Source organism: Microvirga yunnanensis, assembly GCF_025460875.1.
Genome location: NZ_JAMXFI010000014.1, coordinates 94,867 through 114,580, shown reverse-complemented (window position 1 = coordinate 114,580; position 19,714 = coordinate 94,867). Strand labels below are relative to the sequence as shown.

The following is a 19,714-nucleotide window of genomic DNA, read 5'->3' as shown; positions in this document are numbered from 1 at the left end:
GGGCCGGAGCGGCAACGGAAAACGCAGGAAATCCACCGCTGTCGCCCCGCAATCCTGCAAATCCGAAGCTGGCGAGACGACCAATATCCCAATCGTTCCAATGGGATCGGGATTCTTCACAGACGACTAACGCGCAATTATACAGCCACGCTGGCGCAGCACAGGCGTCCCATCCTGTGGGGCTGTTCCCATCGGGGACCAGCAAATGAAACCTAAAGAGAGGGTCCTACGGCCACGATCTCCCCTCCCAGGATCTCCAGCCGCTCGGCTACGGCAGCAAGATACAAGGGGAGAGGGACTTGGAGAGCATCGGTATAAAGTGACTGGAGATCATGCCCAACCACTTCAGCCGGTTTCAAACCAACCCAACGGTTGGCGAGAGCCGCGTTGAGCCGTGCCCGATCAAAGCTGGCCTACCTTCTGGACCTGACGGGTGAAGCCGAACTCGGACCTGACGATGTGACCAAGGCAGCGTTGGCAGCAGATCAGTCTGATATCCTATCCGTGGCTCATGATCGTAATCTACGACTGCTTCCCGATTCCTCCTTGTCTTGTGATGCGCTGCGAGGAAGCCCTGTGTCCTTGATGCCACGCTGGGTGTAAAATGCCTTCCAAGAACAAGAGCGAGGGAGGCTTACTATGGCACGCGTCCCGCCGAACAAACCAGCAGCCCTGTCCCAACCTGATCGCGGCGCTCTGACCGCAGAGATACAACAGGTGCTGGCCACGCTGTCCGAAGTTGAAGCCCGCTACGAGAGCGACCGAGAATGCCTCACGGGCTGGTCTGGTCCTGACGCAATCAGAGTGCGCTTCGTCGAGCAGCTTGACGCTCACCATGCCCAGGAGAGGCAGCCCCTCGTCCCAGCGTCTCGCTGAACTGCATCAGCAGATCACCGTGGCGGCGATGTTCCAGCGCCTGCGCGGTTTGCAGCATTCAGGTGCCGAGATCGGCAATGGCGCTGGGGAGGCGAGATCATCTCGTCGTTATCGCCCGCGTCGCTCGTCACGGCGGGGGATGTAACTCTGGTTGATTCTGCCGTAATCCGGCACGTGTTCGCCCCCTCCGCGCCGCTGGCCATGGATCATCCAGGCCAAGGCATAGCCAGCGGCGGCGGCAAGCAGCAGTGACATCAGCGGGTTCTCCGCTGTGCGCTGGCTGATCGCTCGCTGACCCTCCTGATAGTACTGCTCGGCCTGCGGGTAGCGCTCACGGGCTTGCCGCAGATACTGCTGACCCTCGTGATAAGCCGCCCGTGCCGCTGCGGAGGCTGTTTGCGGCACATCTTGCAGAGCCTCCCGCACCTGATCGAGCAGCGTCTCGGCGGCTTCCTGCTCAGCTTGATCCTGCTTCGCTCGGCTCTGACTGCTGGGAGTGGTGAACGCTGCCTCCCGTGGGACCTCAGCAACAGCCTGCTTGGTGACGGTCACCGAGATCGGATCGCTGGTCGGGAAGGTCTCCTCAATGGCATGGTCGAGCCGTGCATCAAGGTTCTCCTTCGAGTTCTCGGGCAGATCGCAGTCCGGAGGACAGGTTCCTGGCTGACTTGCCGCTTCACGAGGAAGGGATTGGCTCTGGGCTGAGGGTGCATCGGCCATGGGGGCTCTCCATCAGGAGACCGGGAATAGACATCTCCCGGCTCCGCTTCGGCAAACCAACGCTGGGTCAAAATGCCCGTTCCGGGAAATTAACATAGGTGAAGGGCATGGCTGCAACTTAGATGGGCATCGGCGGTTGTGTTAGGAGATTTGAACGAACTGTCTGAACCATCTTGCCTGGGGCAGCCGGGAAGTATCGTCATGACTGCAAAGTTCGGGTCAGACGATCAATCGACCACCTACGACGGAGCCGATGGACGAACAGGCTCAAACAGCCCGTTCAACGGTCCTCAGCCAAATGCTCAGCTTACCGCCGAGATCGGGCGCTGCCTGCAAGCCCAGTACGCGGTACCATCCGAGGAGGCGCTTCCCGAGAAGCTTGCCGACCTTGTTCGGCGCTTACAGGAGCAAGACAGCGCAAGCCAGCCAGACCAGACCCAACCAGACATCACGTAGACGGAACCAGTAGCCACTCCTTCATCCACGCAGACGTAATCATGTTGCCACGCGCAGGCATATACAAATGAGTGATCGTCTTTGTCGGGTTCCTAACAGATGGGGGCGTCAGTCGTCAGTATTTCCGGACGTGCCTTCAGCAAACATCCAGACAACGAGTGCCGCCAATCATCTAAACTCTCACCCGAAGGCGTTCAGGAACCGTAGCATGGCCAATGTATGCTGAATTAAAACGGTTTAGGGATGAACGTTTGTTGAGAATGGGCACGTGCTGATCTTAAACATCTGAACGAAGGTGTGGCACAGCACGACTCGTCTTGGGACCGCAATGCCGAACCAACAGCCTGTCTCGTCTACGCTAAACCACCTGATCGTCAGGAACATGACAATCGGCCCCACTTTGAACTATCGGCTAATGGGTTTTGTCTGATTGCCGACAGACGGATCTCACTCGGCCTGTTTACTTTTGCTTAACTTGAGAACCAACAGGGGGCAAAGATGGCCGCGCAACCGCTGACACTTGTTCACAATCGCTCGTTGAACTCAGACCTTCCGTCCAGCAGTCTCACTCCAACTATCCCAACGGCTCTGATCTGCGACAGCTTCCTCTTGCGGTCAGGACTTCAAAACATCCTCCAGAGGAGTTCCTTCGCTCTCACCGAGGCGGCTTCGCCCCCTGTTTCAGGACGGCTCCATCCGGGAGCATCGCCAGCCCTGGTGCTGATCGAGGCCCAGCAGAACGCCAGTCGTTGGATTGAACTCGTCAGGCAGGTGAAAGAGCAGTTCCCGCAGGCTCGGATTGTGGTTCTGTCAGACCAGTTCGATCTCAGCGTGGTGCGGCTCGGGCATGCGGCAGGCGTGGATGGCTTCTGTCTCACCGCCTCTGCTCCAGAGGTTCTGATCAAATCGCTGGAACTGGTGATGCTTGGCGAGACTGTACTGCCTTTGGCGGTCGTTCGCTCTCTCACGGCTGGCGTTGTCTCGGCCCAGGATCGACCGCCCCAGGACAACAGTGTGGCAGAGGCGAAGCTGCCTGATCTGGAGGGATGCAAGCTCTCCGCACGGGAGATGGAGATCCTGGGGTGCTTGACGCAAGGAGAGCCCAACAAGGTCATCGCCCGCAAGTTGGAGATCACCGAAGCTACCATCAAGGTTCACGTCAAAGCCATTCTGCGCAAGATCGGGGCGTCTAATCGCACCCAGGCTGCCATGTGGGCCTCGCAGCGTCTGCCACGAAGAGGAGTGCTGAGCCCGAATGTCTAAGGCAAAGGCAACGAGGCTTGCCGTTGGCGATGAGGTTCGCGTCCACTTTCATCCACCCGGTTCTTGGAAGAGCTTCTCTGAAGGGGTGGTCAGGCGGGTGGACGTGACCACTCCCGAAGGATGCTTCTTCGTGCTCGAAGTCCGGAATGAGGTCCTTCTCGACTACCCGCACCGGATCAGACCCAATTTCCACGATTACGTGCAGTATGAGAGCCGGAACGATTTCCCTGGCCGGATCGAGGTATTGGCCACGGCAGAACAGGACCTGGAGACGGAGCCCGCGTCCGCTCCATCATCGAGAGACGCCTCCACCGTCCCCCTGCAAGCAGCAGACGAGCAGCAACAGGAGGAACTGGATCTTTCCTCAGAATCTGAGACCGAAGGAATACCAGAAGCGAAGGGCAATCCTGAAACGGCTCAGGATGACGTTGAGCCTCAGTCTGTCCGAAATCAGGGTGGTCTGCTCGCCGTTTTGTTCAGACGAAGAGAGTACGAAGGGAGGGGCAGGCCAGCTTGTCAGGCTCCAAGTTCCGGATGAGTTCAACGCCTTGAGGGCGGATCAGGGCAGTCCGCTTTGCCATGACAAGTAACCAAACTGCCCTGATCCTTCGGCTCCGCGATGATCAGTTGCCCCGCAGTCGTTCTGACGGGGCGGGATGACCGGCTGACTTGAAGCTGCGTGCTGCATCGCCGCCCTTCTGGAACAGCCGCATGGCCTCGGGGCCGCTCAGAGCACGGGCTACCTTGATGTCCTGTACGCCGCCGCCGCCTGTGGCCACGAGACCGGCTGTGACCACCGCCTCCTCGTTGGGAGCCTCGGCCAGGAGCATCCAGTCGAAGTCACAGCCTGGAGTCATGTGCCAGGAGATCAGTCTCCCGCCGAGTGCCTCGAACAGCTTGGAGACAGGTTCAGTCCGATCTTCAGGAGTCTGCAACATGCCGCGCATGGCCTCACGGGTGAACCGTCCATAACCGATAAATGTTGGCATTTTTCCCTCCCTGCTCGCCATATGCGGACGAGCAGCAAGATTTTATCACCTACTCATCCAGGGCTCGATTAAGCTCCCATACCCACTCTGGATAAGGTGCTTCGTTTCCCCTCGCTGCGGTTCCATTCTGCATCGACAGAAAGGGGACAGCCCATGGCCGGTAAAGCTCGCATGCGCCCGTCGTTCAAGAGACACATCCGCCGCTACCGGGAGGCCGCCCCTACCCAAAACACTCGAAGGGCAGAAGACGCTCGCCAAAAAGGGGCGCTATGCCAACCGGCATGGTTAGCTGCGACGCCGCACGTTTTGAGCAATCCTCAGCGGGGTGCTCTGAACTCGGGAGCCGTCTGCAACTCATCCTTGGTGACGCTCATCATGAGAACGGCATGATTTGGGGTGGAGCCATTCCCGGCAGAAGCCGCCTGTCCCATCCCTGACGCTTCCGGTGTGCCAGGGGCAGGTGTGTTGGGTACGGCAGGACTATTGCTGCCTGCGGGCACTGCCGCCGTTCCGGTTGCGGAAGGTGAGGCTACTGTCCCGCCTCCAGGGCTGGTCCCAGCTAATCGGGCTTCGCCCGTGGTCGTGCCGGTGGCGCTGGAGTGTGGCTTGTTCATGAGCTTGATTTGGCCGAACGGCACGGCCACGTCGCGCTTTCCAATGCCCAGGTACCCTCCAACTCCGATCACAACCGCCTGAACTTTGCCTCTGCTGTCGAGGACCAGATCGCTGATCTCGCCGATCCTGTCGCCGTTGTTGCTGCTGTAGACATCCAGCCCCTTCAGCTTAGAGGTCGGCCACTGATCCGGCTGCATCTGGGTTACCCATCCACCCGTATTGGCCTGCGGGGAAGGCGCTGTGGGCGGGTTCGGTTGCGCCAGAACTGGGATTGTACCCACGGCTACCCCAAGGAGGGGCAGCAGCAAATGATGGATGCCCATATCGCTCTCCAGAAGTCGTAGGCACCACGCTCAGGGACGAAGGCATAGCAACACAGAGCCAAATTCCCGATCCCACTCACCAGCACAGTCGGCTGGTGCTCATACCCGAGACTGTCGTGCCACAGACCAAAACCACAGACCGGTCTCGGTTCCAAGGACCAAGCCAGCCGATGAGGACGCCAGGGGTGAAAGCGTCGCAGGAGGTTGAAGGAGGACTGGGGCATGAACCTTCAGTGCCTCAGGTGACGCCTCCCCGTACATTGCTGCGAGTTGCTGAACAAAAGGCTGTCGCTGCAAGGGATCAACGCTTTAAGGTTTATCCAAGAACCGCTTACGTGAGGCGCAGCGAGTACCCCTGACCTCGTTATCGGACCTGGAGGCTATTCGAACAGGCTTGTCATGGTCTCCCAGAACCCATGCTCGATAGCCCACCAGCACAAGCCGACGCCGATTACGACGGCTGTCCAATTCAGAATACGAGAGAATAGCCCGTTCACTGGCGTCATCTCACGACCACTTGGTTTCGGCGGCAGGTCAACAGGCATGGCACACCCCTTGCTGGGGTGGGACCTTCACGAGGGACTTGGTTCCGCTACCATCGCCTTGATCTGCGTCTCACCAACGACGCATTCGGTTGCACTTGAGAGCGATTTGATCCGGTACTGGCGCTCGTGCGAGGTCTCAGGCAGCACCTGGACGATTACATAGGTGCCGGGATTGGCTCCCCTTGGATGGGCTGGGAGAACCGTCTGGCCGACCTGGAACTTGTGCGTCATGGGACCGCTCGTTTCGAAAACCGCACCGGTACTCGCGCTTGGACTGAACCTATGATGACCGTTGAGGATGACCGGGGTGCTCCATTTCGGCTTGGAGCCGTAGAGATGCTCTACTATGACCAGTACTCAGTTAGCGGCCACGTTCCCACTTTTCTTAACCTATGTAAACAGTTTCGCGGAAACTGGACCTTCTGCTGCGGGTTGTCCCTCACAACGGGAATGAATGTGCCACTCTGGATCACCGTCAACTTCGGCATCAAGGGAAATCCGGGGAGAGCGACTGGTCGCCTCTGAGTCACTAACCAGCGCTTTGCCCAGGGCCATACTATTTATTGTCTGGATGGAGAGCCGATGCCGAATTAGCGAATGCTCGGCACCCAGGAGATCTCGATGAAAGAATTGGATGAAATCGACCTCCCGGACGGTCGTCGCGGCACCATTGTTTATGTCTCGTCTGACCACGCAATGATCATCACCGAGGTCGGTCCAGAGCTTATCGACTACGAGATCTGTGGAAACGGTTTGAAGGAGATCTCACGGATGATCGTTGGGCCGGAGGATCTCTAAAGCTGTTTGACTGAGGGCAAGAAGGCGGCTGACGAGTTCGGAATTGCTCTGCTTGGCCTGTATCGGAGGGACTGATCATGTGGATCGAGATGACCGATACCAGCGCGGGTCGGCTCTACTGGTACTTTCTAAGCGGGCAGTGGGTACAGGTCACAAAACTGACCAGTATGACCAGGGATCAGAAAATTGCTTCGCTCCTGGGAGGCAAGGCGGAAGCCGACCGTGGTGAGACCATAGATGTGACGGACTGGGCAGAGGAGCAGATCCCCAAACGGTTTTGCGCGGACCACAAGCAAATCGAAAAGCTCGTCCGGATCGCTACCACGGAGGGTGTCGAGGCCGCTCTCGAACTTTTGGAGGGCACGCCAGAGGAGGATGACGAGGTTCACCGGGCCGCGCTGAGAGCCCTGGACGACGCTGATTGGGACAGTGAATAACCGGTCCTTCAAACAGTTCGCGGATCGTCTGCTGTAGATCCAGAGGAGGGTGCTTATAGGAGCGGGGTCGGGAGCCGAATTCTGTTATAGGGACCTAACCGCCCGCCGAGGAAGCCCGCACAGGACCGAGTTTCCGCTTCCGGGACCTATGATGAGCCAGTGCCCTGAGAATCGTATGCTCAAGAGCCGCAATAAGGCAAATTTGTGTAGCAGCAGGCTCCGTTAGGTCCCTAAAACCGCAATCGGTTATCTCTTCGGTTCCCTAATTCGGAACGTGGTTCGCCAGCGCCACGCGACCAAGTGCCTCTGTGCTGTAGGGACTGCCGCTTTCCTGGTCGAATTTGCCTGCGGGTCAGTGCGTCAGCCAAGGATACAGGTAGTCTCATCCTAAAGATAGGATTGCTCCCAGGCTCTGAGTTCCGCTACAAGGGCACACCTAAGAAAAAAGGCCGCTAAAAAGCGGCCCCGAAGTTTAGGGAGGAAACGCCCAAGAAGGGCAGCAACGCTGCGACGCCAATCGCCGTGTTGCACTGCAAGAAATAGTTCATGCCCGAACTATGGGCAAGGTCAAACGGGCAGCGTGGCTGCCCGTTTTTGTTGCTGCGGGCATGCAGCATGAGCATGCCGGTGCCATCCTGCTCAAGCGTGGCTGCCAGTCGTCCGCTGTATGGAGGCACGCCCAGCAGGCTGCTCTCATTTCACAGCAGACCGCTACTTGCGCTATCCATTTCCAACCTACATCAATAGCTTAGCACTTCAATTAGGCAAGGCTTCCAAGGACAACATGACCATCATCGGAAGTCACGATTCCCTTCTCGTTGTTCTGTCGATCCTGATCGCGACCGCTACCTCTTACACTGCTCTCGACTTGGCAGGGCGCATCCGTGCGGCGAAGGGCTGGGCCGCTCATGTGTGGCTTGCAGCAGCCGCCTTTGCCATGGGCGGCGGCATCTGGTCGATGCACTTCGTTGCCATGCTGGCTTTCAGCATGCCCGGCATGACAACAAGTTACGACTCTGGCCTGACAGCAATATCCTTTGCTCTGCCGATCCTGGTCACCGGCATCGGCTTTCAGGTTGTCAATCGTACGCAGACTGGACTGACAGCCCTCTCACTTAGCGGCGTTGTCATGGGCTTGGGCATCGCTGGCATGCACTACACTGGTATGGCTGCCATGCGGATGCCCGCCGATCGCAGCTACGATAAGCTGTGGGTCGCCATTTCCATCCTGGTTGCCATTGCGGCCTCGACAACCGCCCTGTGGCTGGCATTCCGTAAAACTGGTCTCAGGCAGAGGTTGATTGCCGCTGTCGCCATGGGTCTGGCCGTCTCGGGCATGCACTATGCTGCCATGCAGGCTGCTGTCTTCACGGCGCATGCAGGGGTGGACCATGCCCATGGGCAGGCCAGCCTTGAACAGGCCAGCCTTGCTCTGGCGGTTGCCTCGACCACCTTCCTGATCCTGTTTCTGGCCCTGATCGCGGCCATGTTCGACCGCCGCTTTGCCTTGCTGGCTGAACGAGAGGCTGGTGCCCTTCGAGTCAGCGAAGAACAGTACCGCACCCTTTACAAAAAGACCCCATTGCCCCTGCACTCACTGAATGAGGCCGGGATCATTGAGCATGTCAGTGACGCATGGCTCGACATGCTGGGCTATCATCGGGAGGAGGTCGTAGGGCGTCCAATCACCGACTTCATGACCGAAGATTCGGTCCAGCGCCGGCCCCAGACCGTCTGGCCGACGCTTCTGCGCGACGGGGCCGTTAAGGATGCCGAGTATCGCCTCGTAACCAAGGGTGGGGCGGTTCTGGACGTGCTTATGTCCGGGCGGGTCGAGCGCGATCCTGATGGCAGTTTCCGTCATGTTCTGGGTGGGGTGATGGATGTCACTGCCCGCAAGAAGGCCGAGGAGGCGCTGCGGCAGGCGCAGAAGATTGAGGCGGTCGGCCAGCTAACCGGTGGGGTGGCGCATGACTTCAACAATCTACTGGCGGTTGTGATTGGCAATCTCGACCTTCTGCGTAAGCGACTGCCGGATGATCCAAAGATCACCCGTCTGCTGGACGGTGCCCTTCAGGGAGCACAACGGGGAGCCGCCCTGACGCAGCGCATGCTGGCCTTTGCTCGCCGTCAGGACCTCAGGTCCGAACCGGTCGATCTTCCTGACCTCGTGAAGGGCATGACCGATCTGCTGCAAAGGTCGATTGGCCCGATGGTACGGATCGAGACCCGTTTTCCGCTCGGCCTGCCCCTTGCGCGGGTAGATGCCAATCAACTTGAACTCGCGTTGCTGAACCTTGTGGTGAATGCGCGGGATGCTATGCCAGACGGCGGTACGGTCACGATTGCCGGGCGAGAGCAGGCCATAGGTCTGGGGCACACCAGCGGTCTTGCGCTGGGCCAATATGTCTGCCTGTCGGTGACCGATACAGGCGAGGGCATGGACGAGCCGACCCTGACGCGAGCCATGGAGCCGTTCTTCACCACGAAGGGAGTGGGCAAGGGCACGGGTTTGGGGCTATCGATGGTGCACGGACTGGCTGCGCAGTCAGGTGGGCGCTTGGTTCTGGAAAGTCGCAAAGGCGAGGGCACGACCGCTGAGATTTGGGTGCCTGCCGTCCAGGCCCAGGACGCAACAGCAGCCGTGTCAGCACGAAACGAAGGGGCAATCGGCCCTGGGTCGGGCATCAGGTCGCTCACGATCCTTGTGGTCGATGATGATTCCTTAGTGCTTCAGAATACGACGGCGTTGCTGGAAGACCTTGGTCATCGCGTGCTGGAGGCAGGCTCTGGACGCGAGGCATTGGACTATCTTGGTCGCGCCCAGTCGGTGGACTTGGTGATCACAGACCAAGCCATGCCCGGCATGACAGGGATGCAGCTTGCCGGAACAATCCGGCAGCAATGGCCGGAGATCTCAGTGGTCCTTGCCACGGGCTACGCCGAGCTACCGTCCAATGTCAGCCTCGACATCACAAGACTCAACAAGCCCTTCCGACAGGCTGACCTCGCACAAGCCATTGCTGACAGCACAGGGGGCTTGGCAAGAAAAGTGGTCCCATTCCGCTCTAAGCGCACGGGAGATCACACCAACGAGAGTGTATAGCTGGTCAAGGAGTTACAGGAAAACAGTTGGGCTCCGACCTCGGCCTCGCTTCTTGCCACCCCGAACCACCGTCAGCTTTTGCACCGTCAGGCCGAAGGTCCGGGGAGGGGTGCTGGCCTCAAGTCAGTGGGCCAAAGCTTGGTACAGGGCCATTCGGTTGTCCGGATGATCGGCGGCACGCTACCAGCGACTGCTCGGCATATGAAGGGATCGCAATGGAAGAACTCGATGTAATAGACCTCCCAGATGGCCGTCGTGGAACAGTTGTTCACGTCTCATCGGACCACGCGATGATCATCGTCGAGGCTGGTTCAGAGCTAATCGACTACGAGGTTAGTGAAAACCGTTTGAAAGAGATCTCTCGCGTGACCGTTGGGCCGGAGGACCTCTCAAACCGTTTGGTCGATGGCCGGAAGGTGGCGGATTAAGGGGAGACCATCGAAGTGCCGGATCGGGTCAGGGAGCAGATCGCAAAACGGTTTTTCACGGACCACGAGCAAATCGAAAAGCTCGTCCAGATTTCCGCCACTGAGGGAGTTGAAGCTGCTCTCGAACACCTGGATGGCAGTTTGGAGGAAGATGACAAGGTTCACCGGGCTGCGCTTAGAGCCTTAGGCGACGATGAGAGGGACAAGGAATAACCGGTCCCTAAGCTATGTCCCAGATCAGGGCTGCCTCGGTGTTGGCTGGCACGCGTTCAAGCTGATCGAGCATCCGGATCAGGCGTGAAGCTCCACCCAGGCATCCACAAGATCCTGCTCTTGGTAAAACTTGTCGATCTCTATCTGGACATTGAACGGTCCGATATACACCCCGTGATCCCGCGCGTCGGCAGCCGCGTATCCGAGCGCCCAGAAGTTCAGGTCAAGCTCTAACCGGAGTTCAAGCTTGAGGCGCTCGACGGTGATCCTGACGACAGTCCAGTTACAGGAGAGGCCCCGGCCATTGGGCTCGTCCCGGACGGCTTCGATCCAGAAGGGGCCAGCATCAACATAGATGGTTAGCGGTTCGGTGTTGAGGTAAACGCCAAGCTTCCAGGATCGCCAGTTCAAGCCCGCTGTGATCATTCTGCCCCTATGGCTTGACCCGTGAATTGTCCGGAGTGTACCTCAACCTCTCGCCGACCACTTCACGAGGATAGGGCAGGGCCTCCGAGAGGGTGGCTGGACGGGGAAGGGTCCAGTAGACTGGACCGCTACGTAGGAACGGGCATGAATAGGCCGGTAAAGTCTCCCTCGAAATCATCGGGTTTCATCGGGGAAATGGGACTTTACCAAGGCGGCTAACCCTTTGATTTCGTGAGGTACTTACATCCCGCCCCTGGGCACCACTCATCCCTCTAGCTCGCTGGTTCTAGATCAGGTCGCCGCAGTGGGGCGCGCAGGGCGGGACCCGGCTTCGACCCCCGAACCCCTGGCAGCCAGCCGCTTTTGCTCCGCCGCGCGTATCGCGGTCCCCCTCTTTCGACATCGAGCGTCCGCGCTCCGCCAGCCGTGCCGCCGGGGCGCCAGCTTTGCCATCATCGGCGGCATCGTCATGATCGGCATTGTGGAGGCGCACGGCGAAACCTCCATGGAGTTCGACACCACGGCCGGCATAAGGCGGGTGATGACGTGTGCGGGGTGTCAGTGCCGGACCGGGGGTTCACCCTCCACGTCATCACCGGCCTTGTCCCAGTGATCCCGATGCGGTGGAGCGCCGCGCTCAAGACAATCGGGATGGCCGGCACAAGGCCGGCCATGACGGGGGAGGGTGGCCGGAAGGGCGGAGGGTGGCCAGGACGTGCAGCTCCCTCGACTCTTACGCGGCTTTCACGCCGTGGAGGAAGGTGGCGACCTCCCGGCCGAGATCGTTGGAGTGGCGCGCCAGTTCCTGCGCGGCTCCCAGCACCTGAGACGCCGCGGCGCCTGTCTCGCCGGCGCCCTGCTGCACGTCCACGATGCTGCCGGTGACCGATTCCGTGCCCCGCGCGGCTTCCTGGACGTTGCGGGCGATCTCCGCGGTGGCCGCGCCCTGCTCCTCCATGGCGGCGGCGATCGAGGTGGAGATCTGGCTCATCTCGGTGATGGTGCGGGCGATCTCCTGGATCGCCGCCACCGTCTGCTGGGTGGCCTGCTGGACCGAGCCGATCTGCTGCGAGATCTCCTCGGTGGCCTTGGCGGTCTGCGTCGCCAGATCCTTCACCTCCGAGGCCACGACCGCGAAGCCCTTGCCGGCTTCGCCCGCGCGCGCCGCCTCGATGGTGGCGTTGAGCGCCAGCAGGTTGGTCTGGCCCGCGATGGTGTTGATCAGCTGCACCACGTTGCCGATCTTCTCGGCCGAGGCGGCGAGCTCCTGCACGGTGGCGCTGGTGCGCTGGGTGCCGGCCACCGCCTTCTCGGCCACCTGCGAGGACTGGCTGACCTGGGCGGCGATCTCGCGGATCGAGATCGACAGCTCCTCGGTGGCGGCCGCCACCGTCTGCACGTTGGCCGAGGTCTGCTGCGCCGCCGAGGCCACGGTGACAGACCGGTTGGTGGTTTGATCGGCCACATGGGTCATGCTCCGGGCCGTCGCCTCCATCTCGGTGGCGGCCGAGGACAGGCTTTGGGTCAGCGACGAGACGTTGAGCTCGAAGCGCTTGGTGAGTTGGTCCAGAGCCTCGGCACGGCGTGTCTTGGCATCAGCCTCGAGGGCGGCGCGTGCATCGGCGTCCTTCTTGGCGATCAAGGCATCCTTGAACACCTGCACGGCCGCCGCCATGGCCCCGATCTCGTCCTTTCGATCGCCGCCCGGCACCTGAACGTTCAGATCGCCGTCGGCCAACTGCTTCATGGCCCCGGTCATCTGGTTGATCGGGCGCGCGACGAGACGATGGATCAGGACGCCGAGGAGGGCGAGCATCAGAGCCACTGCGCAAACCGTCGCGATGGCGGCCGACATCCGGAACGCCGCGAGATTGGCATAAGCCTTGGCGCTGTCGATGGACAGGCCCACGTACCACTTCACCGATGGCAGGCCGGAAATCTCGAGGAACGTGACGATCTGCTCGTGCCCGTCCTGAATCGTCTCGCTGAGCTGGCTCGAGATCCGGGGCGTCCCGGCAGGGTAGATCTCGTTCAGCGTCTTGTTGATGAGATCCTTGTTCGGGTGAACGAGGATCTTGCCGTCGGCGCTCATGAGGAAGGCCTTGCCCATGCCGCCGAGATCCATGGCGCCGATCATCTGCACCAGGGCATCGAGGTTCATGTCGGCGCCGGCAACGCCCACGAAGGCGCCGCTTTTCTGAACCGGCGTCGCCATCGACAGGATCAGCTTTTTCGTCGAGGCATCGACATAGGGCTCCGTCAGCGTGCTGGCGCCTGCCGCGACAGCGTCCTTGTACCAAGGCCGCGTGCGCGGGTCATAGTCCTTCGGCATGTCGGAGGGCGGCCACATGGTGAAGCGGCCATCCTTCTCGCCGAGGTAGGTGGACTGGAAGCTGTCGACGAAGATCTTCTGCTGCAGGAGAGACAGGACCTGCGAGGACTCGCCGAAATTGGCCACGCCCTGAGCGACGCTCTGGTTCAGGGCAACCCGTCCGCCCAGCCAGTTCCTGATGCTGTCCGAGGTGGCGGATCCCACATTGGTCAGGTAGCGCTCGATCTCCGAGCGCGTGGCCTGCCGCTGGAAAGAGTCGTTGTAGAGGGAAAACGCGGAGAATGCTCCGACAACCGTCAATGCAGCAGCGAGCAAGATGCGCAGCATGAGAGATGAGCGACGGGACGATGAACCAGACTGAACGGACGATAACACAGGATTGCCCCAGGAATATTTGTATATTGATTGTCATGCCGCCGGCATGAACTTCCCAATCCTCATATGAGCCAAAAATTAACGATGTTTATCCTTGTTCATGGGTTTCTGTCACAAGGCCGGCCATGACGGGGGAGGGTGGCGGGAAGGGCGGAGGGTGCCATGACGCGGGGAGGGTGTTGTCACCGGCTTCTACCAACACTCCACGTCATCACCGGGCTTGTCCCGGTGATCTCGATACGGTGAAGCGCCGCGCTTTTCCGCATCGGGATGGCCGGCACAAGGCCGGCCATGACGTGTGGAGGGTGGCAGGAAGGGCGGAGGGTGGCCATGACGTGGGGAGGGTGTCATCACTGGGCTTGTCCCGGTGATCCCGATGGTCTGGAACGCCGCGCCCTTCCGATCCCCGGCGGCTTGCGCGGGCGGGCTTCCATCTCCGAGCACCTCAAGCGCAGCCGGGAACTTCGGTCTGGCCGCCCTGTTGTCGGATAGCTCGGCGCGCGGCCGAGACCACGGTTACGCCAAGCGGAGCTGACGCATGAGTGATATGGAGCATTCCGACCAACCGACCCCAGCGAACCCGCCTTCGTCGGAAACGACAAGTTCCACGGAAGCGGCAGTCGGAACGCCCGCGGAAGCGACCGGATCCACGCCGGATGTCTCGACGCAGACGGCTCGTGACGAAAGCGCGACGGCCGAGGTCGCCGCTCCGCCCGGCGTGCAGGAGCGTCCGAAGACCAAGGGCGTGGCCGACATCGTCTTCCTCGTCGACGTCAGTGGCAGCATGTCGCCCTGCATCGATGCACTCCGCCGGAACATCGAGGCCTTCATCGACTCCCTGAGCCGGGGCGATGCCAACAACGCCGCCCCCGTGAGGGACTGGCGCGGCAAGGTCGTCGGGTATCGTGACATCGAAGCGGCCCAAGGCGAGGGGCTGCCCTGGATCGTCGATCACCCCTTTGTCCGCGATGCCGGAGCCCTCAAGGCGCAGCTCGGCACCTTGCAGGCGAACGGCGGCGGCGACGAGCCGGAATCGCTTCTCGACGCGCTCTACAAGGTTGCCTCCATGGAGGCGGTCCCGAAGGGGTCCCAGACCGAGGATCCGGCGAAATGGCGCTACAGGAGCGATGCGGCCCGCGTGGTCATCGTCTTCACCGATGCGTCGTTCAAGGAAACCATGAGCCTTCCCGAGGCGAAGGGCGGCTCGCTCCAGGACGTGGCGAACCTCGTCATGGCCAATCGCATCATCCTCAGCCTCTTCGCCCCGAATTTCGAGGGCTATGATCGCCTGAGCCAGATCGACAAGTCGGAATGGGAGGTCGTGGAGTACGAAGGCCTGAACCCGCAGGAGGCCTTGCAGAAGTTCACGTCCGATCCGGTCAATTTCCGCAACACCTTGAAGCAGCTGGCCGCCAGCGTCTCGCGCTCGGCCGCCACCGTGGCGCTGTAGGGACACCGCCTTGTCACAGTGAGCGTAAGCCATGGCCAAGAAGCTGAAGGTCGGTGATCGGATCCGGCAGTACCGTGTCACGAAGGTCTTCGGGCCGGGCATGATGGCGATCTCCTATGGCGCCGAGGGACCGACAGGAGAGAAGGTCTTTCTGAAGCAGTACAAGTCTCCCGCTCCGACGGTCGTCTGGTACAAGGCCTTCGTCGACTACCAGAACGAGCTCGGAGCCCGCGTCCGAACCGGGCGGGCGGCGCAGTTCGCGGTGCGCCAGGTGGACGCGTTCGAAGAGGTCTGGGGCGGCCCCTGCTACTTCCAGGCCTTCGAGTTCGTCGAGAACGGCGCCGACCTCCAGCACATGCTCGACGAGGAGCGGGAGCAGCATCGCCGCACCAAGGTGCCCGCCACCCAGAACCCCGCCGTCTGGGCCCGTCACGTCACCTGGGCCAAGGTCTTCATGACCGGAATGGCGGCTTTGCACGAATCCAAGATCGTCCATGCCGATCTGAAGCCGGCGAATGCCTATCTGATCCAGGATCCGACCATCGGCGCCGGCTACCAGCTCAAGCTGATCGACATGGACTTCTCGCTCCTGGCGGACCGCCGTGCGCCCTGGCATGGCCATCAGGGCTATGTCGGCACCGACAATTACCGCTCGCCCGAGCACATGACCCGAGGAGGCGTGCCGGGGCTTGCCTCGGATGTCTTTACCTGCGGGCTGATGCTCTACGAGCTTCTCGCCGGCTATCATCCCTACTGGGTCGAGGACCAGGCGGAATATGCCAGGCTCGTCCAGAGCCATGCCGCCAAACCTCCGGCGCTGGCCGGATTGATGCCGGCTCCGGCGAGCAATGCCGACGTCAGCGCCTTCCTGCACCGCTGCCTTGCCCCGGACCCCGCCGCGAGGCCGACGGCCGCGGAGCTGCGGGCTGTTCTGAGCGGGCGCGGCGCAGGGTCGTCCACCGGCAAGGAAGGCACGGCAGCGGGCGACGGCGCTCCGCAGGCTGCCGCCGAGCCGATCCTGTCCGACAGGATCGAGCTGCTCGGCCCCGACGGACGCTCGCTGAAGATCGGGGTCAGGACGGAGCTCGGAAAAACCCTGGTGCGGCCGTTCGGGCCGGACAGCGAGTTCTGGGACAGCCGCCAATGTGTCCTGGAACGCCAATCCGGGCGGCAATGGGTGATATCGCCCGTGGCCGGCACGACCAATGAAACGCTCGTGAACGGCGCCGCGCTCACGGCGCCTCGCCCGCTCAGGCAAGGCGATCGCATCGCTGTCGGACGCCAGGCCAAAGGCATCGTCAAGATGCCGCTCACCGCGCGGGCCCTCCCATGAGCGTCCCTGGCGAACCCGAAGCGCCTGAGCCTGTTCCTCCGGGCGAGAAGCCGGAGGAGCGGGAGGCGGAATCGACGATGGCCGGCGTTCCCAAGGATGACCCCGCAGCACAGGATCCCGCACAACCGCCGGATGCTCCTGGGCCGGATGCTCCCGGGCGGGATGCTCCTGGGCCGGGCGCTGAACCGGGATCGGACGCTGCCCCACCGCCGGTGAGCCCTGTGCCGCCGCAGATCATCGGCGGCCTGCCTTCCGGCGCGGCGCCGATTGCCGTTGCGGCGTCCCCTCCCGTCGAGATCGTGGAGGTCGAACGGCTGGACTGGCAGGCTGTCCGCGATGCAGCCAACCCGTCCTCCATCCGGTCCAACATGCGAGCGACGGTGGAGCGGATGGAGGCGCTGCTCGACAAAGCCGATGGACCCGGCCTGTTGTTTGATAAGGACCGCTCCGATCCCACCGACAAGGCCATCCGGATCTCCGACCTGGACACCGGAAGCCCGTTGTGGATCATCGGTGATCTGCACGGCGATCTTCTGGCGCTCGAGGCGGCACTGGCGGCGATGCGCGATCCGGCGCTCGAGCCCGGTGGGGGCTGGCCGCCACGGATCGTGCTTCTCGGCGATCTCTTCGACGATGGAGGGTTCGGGCTCGACGTTCTTCTCCGGGTGTTCGAGCTGATCGGAGACGCCCCGGATCGGGTGTGCCTGATCGCAGGCAACCACGACGAGGCGCTCTCCTATGACGGCGTGCGGTTCGCCTCGAGCGTGATCCCGTCGGACTTCGCGGATTTCCTGAACGCCCATCTCGCGCATGAATGGATCGAGCGGGCCGGCAAGGTGGCCGTCCGTCTGTTCGCGCGTGCTCCGCGGGCGCTCTTCTTTCCCGACGGTCTCCTGGTGGCCCATGGAGGCTTCCCGCTGGCGGATCTGCATGCGCGGCTCGCCGACACGGGGGATTGGAACGATCCGCAGTGCCTGTCGGACTTCGTGTGGACCAGGGCGCATCCGAAGGCCCGCAAGAAGCTCCCGAACCGCTTCTCGCGGGGAAGTCAGTTCGGGTACGAGGACTTCGCGGCTTTCTGTGACCTGAGCACCGGCTTGGGGCGTCCCGTCACGCACATGGTGCGCGGCCACGATCATGTGGAGGAGAGATACGCCGCTTACCCGGCCTACCGGGGGCACCCGGTGCTGACGACCGTGGCCCTCTCCCGCCGCTTGAGCCGTGAGAGCTTCGGTCCTTACGAGCGCGTCCCCACCATCGCGCAATTCGTCGAAGGAATGCTCCCCCGGGTGTACCGGCTGCATATTCCCGCGGACATGATCCGCGAGGTTTATCCGGAGCCTGCCCCCGGCAGCCCCGAGCGTGAAACGATCGAGGAACCTCATCGATGACCGGCGTCATTCTGCGTTGCCCGAACTGCGGGACCTCGAAGGCGACACCTGGTGAATGTGAAGCCTGTCACGAGGCGCAGGTCCGCTATTACTGCACGAACCACAAGCCCGGGCGCTGGCTCGATGCCTCCGTGTGTCCGGAATGCGGCGCGACGTTCGGCGATCCGGTCCGTCCGGCCGCAAGGCCGGTTCCGCCTGCCACCCCGCCCCATCCACGGATCACGGTCTCGCCCGCCACGCCGCCGCGCGCCGATCCTCCGCCACCGCGTCCGAGAACCGGCGCCACGCCCTGGGGCCGCAGGGAACGGGAGAGACCTCCCGGTCCGGACCCACGGGCAAGCGACGAGGGCGCTGCGGTGCGCGACATGCGGACCGCAAGAATGCTGGAGATCCTCAGGGCTGCGTCGCGTGCCGGCCGTCTGTCCCGGGGAGCGCCCTATGCCACCCCCGAGGCACCGCCGGTCGGAGCGGCGCTGGGCGGCTGCCTGATGCGCTTCGTTATCCTGGCGATGGTCCTGCTCGTCGGCTTTTTCCTGATGCTCTCGCTCGTCGGTGGATCCCTGCTCGGCGGCTATTACTACTGAAGCGGCGAACGGATCTGCGAGGAGCGCTCTCACCACCCTCCACGTCATCACCGGGCTTGTCCCGGTGATCCCGATCCGGTGGAGCGCCGCGCCTTTCCGATCGGGATGGCCGGCACAAGGCCGGCCATGACGTGGGAGGGTGGCGGGAAGGGGGGAGGATGCCATGACGTGTGGAGGGTGGCGGCAAGGGTGGAGGGTGGCCATGACGGGGAGGGTGTTCGCACCGCCTCACACCACCCTCCACGTCATGGCCGGCCTTGTGCCGGTGATCCCGCTTCCGTAGGGCGCCGCACCCTTCCGATCGGGATGGCCGGCACAAGGCCGGCCATGACGTGGAAACGTCGTGTATCCCGATCTGCCATTCTCACGTCATCACCGGGCTTGTCCCGGTGATCCCGACGGCGATGCTCTCGCGGCTTGACAGCCGGTGTCGGACATGTCAGAAATCTAGTCTCAACGAAATTGCGCCCCGGCCTCACGGCTTTGGGGCGCTTTCTGTTTCGGCCTCCCTCACCATCCAGCATCCTCATGAGCTTCATCGACACGGTGGCGGCGGATCTCGCGGCGCTCGAGAACGATCTGAGGCGCACCCCGACGCGCGCCTTGCGCGACGCGGACGCCATGGTCGAGTGGGTGGACGAGATCCGTCAGCGCCTGCGGCGTGCCCGGACCCTGCTGGCCGGCGATGGGCCGATCGCCCCGCCGGCGCCGCGGCCCAGGATCGAAGCCGGTGAGATCCGCAGCCGCGCCGGCCGCGCGGTCCGGGTCGAATGCCGCAACCGGACGCGGGGCTGATCGCTCACGGGAACAGCCCTTCCCGATGCGCATCGAGCGGACCCAGGCACCATCTCACACGTGGAAGGTCCACATCAGCAGCAGCCCGATCAGCCCGACGATCACGATCAGGGTGAACGCGATCCAGTAGTGGCGTCGTCCCGTGGGTAAATCGCCGAACATCATCGTCTCCTCGGGGCCGCCCATGATCTCTGTCACATAGGGCGGAACCGGATTCAGGCTTGGCCGCGCCGAGACCTGAGACAACCCGAACTCTCCG

20 protein-coding genes are annotated in these 19,714 nt (G+C 62.0%); 13 read left to right on the top strand and 7 right to left on the bottom strand.

Annotation, left to right across the window (positions count from 1 at the left end):
• Positions 1–984 precede the first annotated feature (984 nt).
• A complete protein-coding gene (locus NF876_RS09980; protein WP_262268648.1) occupies positions 985–1,596 on the bottom strand; it encodes a hypothetical protein in 612 nt (203 codons plus the stop codon).
• Positions 1,597–1,797: 201 nt separating this feature from the next.
• Between NF876_RS09980 and NF876_RS09975 the strand changes: the two genes are divergently transcribed.
• From NF876_RS09975 to NF876_RS09965, 3 genes are all read left to right on the top strand, one after another.
• Entirely contained in the window at positions 1,798–2,052 is a 255-nt protein-coding gene (locus NF876_RS09975) for a NepR family anti-sigma factor (protein ID WP_262268647.1), read from the top strand.
• Between the two features lie 609 nt (positions 2,053–2,661).
• Positions 2,662–3,315: a LuxR C-terminal-related transcriptional regulator gene (locus NF876_RS09970; protein ID WP_262268646.1), complete on the top strand. Its 654-nt coding sequence runs from the start codon at positions 2,662–2,664 to the stop codon at positions 3,313–3,315.
• Entirely contained in the window at positions 3,308–3,853 is a 546-nt protein-coding gene (locus NF876_RS09965; RefSeq protein WP_262268645.1) for a hypothetical protein, read from the top strand. Before NF876_RS09970 ends, NF876_RS09965 begins: the two co-directional genes overlap by 8 nt.
• Positions 3,854–3,938: 85 nt before the next feature.
• Here NF876_RS09965 and NF876_RS09960 read toward each other — a convergent pair whose 3' ends face one another.
• From NF876_RS09960 to NF876_RS09950, 3 genes are all read right to left on the bottom strand, one after another.
• A complete protein-coding gene (locus tag NF876_RS09960; RefSeq protein ID WP_262268644.1) occupies positions 3,939–4,304 on the bottom strand; it encodes a GYD domain-containing protein in 366 nt (121 codons plus the stop codon).
• 317 nt (positions 4,305–4,621) lie between these two features.
• Positions 4,622–5,242, bottom strand: a complete 621-nt coding sequence (locus NF876_RS09955; protein ID WP_262268643.1) for a PRC-barrel domain-containing protein — start codon at positions 5,240–5,242, stop codon at positions 4,622–4,624.
• 572 nt (positions 5,243–5,814) lie between these two features.
• Positions 5,815–6,018 (bottom strand): hypothetical protein, encoded by a 204-nt coding sequence (locus tag NF876_RS09950; RefSeq protein ID WP_262268642.1) that lies wholly within the window; start codon positions 6,016–6,018, stop codon positions 5,815–5,817.
• Between the two features lie 390 nt (positions 6,019–6,408).
• On the opposite strand from NF876_RS09950, the gene NF876_RS09945 reads away from it, so the two are divergent.
• From NF876_RS09945 to NF876_RS09925, 5 genes are all read left to right on the top strand, one after another.
• A complete protein-coding gene (locus NF876_RS09945) occupies positions 6,409–6,585 on the top strand; it encodes a hypothetical protein (RefSeq protein WP_262268641.1) in 177 nt (58 codons plus the stop codon).
• Between the two features lie 77 nt (positions 6,586–6,662).
• Positions 6,663–7,022 (top strand): hypothetical protein, encoded by a 360-nt coding sequence (locus NF876_RS09940; protein ID WP_262268640.1) that lies wholly within the window; start codon positions 6,663–6,665, stop codon positions 7,020–7,022.
• Positions 7,023–7,806: 784 nt separating this feature from the next.
• The gene (locus NF876_RS09935) at positions 7,807–10,128 is read left to right on the top strand and encodes an MHYT domain-containing protein (RefSeq protein WP_262268653.1); all 2,322 of its coding nucleotides are present in this window, start codon (positions 7,807–7,809) and stop codon (positions 10,126–10,128) included.
• 215 nt (positions 10,129–10,343) lie between these two features.
• The gene (locus tag NF876_RS09930) at positions 10,344–10,556 is read left to right on the top strand and encodes a hypothetical protein (RefSeq protein WP_262268639.1); all 213 of its coding nucleotides are present in this window, start codon (positions 10,344–10,346) and stop codon (positions 10,554–10,556) included.
• 15 nt (positions 10,557–10,571) lie between these two features.
• Complete coding sequence (locus NF876_RS09925; RefSeq protein ID WP_262268638.1) at positions 10,572–10,769, top strand: hypothetical protein; 198 nt, start codon at positions 10,572–10,574, stop codon at positions 10,767–10,769.
• Between the two features lie 78 nt (positions 10,770–10,847).
• Here NF876_RS09925 and NF876_RS09920 read toward each other — a convergent pair whose 3' ends face one another.
• A complete protein-coding gene (locus tag NF876_RS09920) occupies positions 10,848–11,195 on the bottom strand; it encodes a hypothetical protein (protein ID WP_262268637.1) in 348 nt (115 codons plus the stop codon).
• 733 nt (positions 11,196–11,928) lie between these two features.
• The gene (locus tag NF876_RS09915) at positions 11,929–13,854 is read right to left on the bottom strand and encodes a methyl-accepting chemotaxis protein (protein ID WP_262268636.1); all 1,926 of its coding nucleotides are present in this window, start codon (positions 13,852–13,854) and stop codon (positions 11,929–11,931) included.
• A 586-nt stretch (positions 13,855–14,440) separates the two neighbouring features.
• On the opposite strand from NF876_RS09915, the gene NF876_RS09910 reads away from it, so the two are divergent.
• The 5 genes from NF876_RS09910 (at position 14,441) to NF876_RS09890 (ending at position 19,455) form a co-directional block, all read left to right on the top strand.
• Entirely contained in the window at positions 14,441–15,352 is a 912-nt protein-coding gene (locus NF876_RS09910) for a vWA domain-containing protein (RefSeq protein ID WP_262268635.1), read from the top strand.
• 31 nt (positions 15,353–15,383) lie between these two features.
• Complete coding sequence (locus tag NF876_RS09905; protein WP_262268634.1) at positions 15,384–16,685, top strand: protein kinase domain-containing protein; 1,302 nt, start codon at positions 15,384–15,386, stop codon at positions 16,683–16,685.
• Positions 16,682–18,076, top strand: a complete 1,395-nt coding sequence (locus NF876_RS09900; RefSeq protein ID WP_262268633.1) for a metallophosphoesterase — start codon at positions 16,682–16,684, stop codon at positions 18,074–18,076. Before NF876_RS09905 ends, NF876_RS09900 begins: the two co-directional genes overlap by 4 nt.
• The gene (locus tag NF876_RS09895; protein WP_262268632.1) at positions 18,073–18,660 is read left to right on the top strand and encodes a hypothetical protein; all 588 of its coding nucleotides are present in this window, start codon (positions 18,073–18,075) and stop codon (positions 18,658–18,660) included. Before NF876_RS09900 ends, NF876_RS09895 begins: the two co-directional genes overlap by 4 nt.
• A 528-nt stretch (positions 18,661–19,188) precedes the next feature.
• Positions 19,189–19,455 carry a hypothetical protein gene (locus tag NF876_RS09890; protein WP_262268631.1) on the top strand — a complete coding sequence of 89 codons (267 nt, stop codon included), beginning with the start codon at positions 19,189–19,191 and terminating at the stop codon, positions 19,453–19,455.
• A gap of 54 nt (positions 19,456–19,509) precedes the next feature.
• Here the strand turns inward: NF876_RS09890 and NF876_RS09885 are convergent, their stop codons facing one another.
• Positions 19,510–19,701 carry a hypothetical protein gene (locus NF876_RS09885; protein ID WP_262268630.1) on the bottom strand — a complete coding sequence of 64 codons (192 nt, stop codon included), beginning with the start codon at positions 19,699–19,701 and terminating at the stop codon, positions 19,510–19,512.
• Between the last annotated feature and the right edge of the window lie 13 nt (positions 19,702–19,714).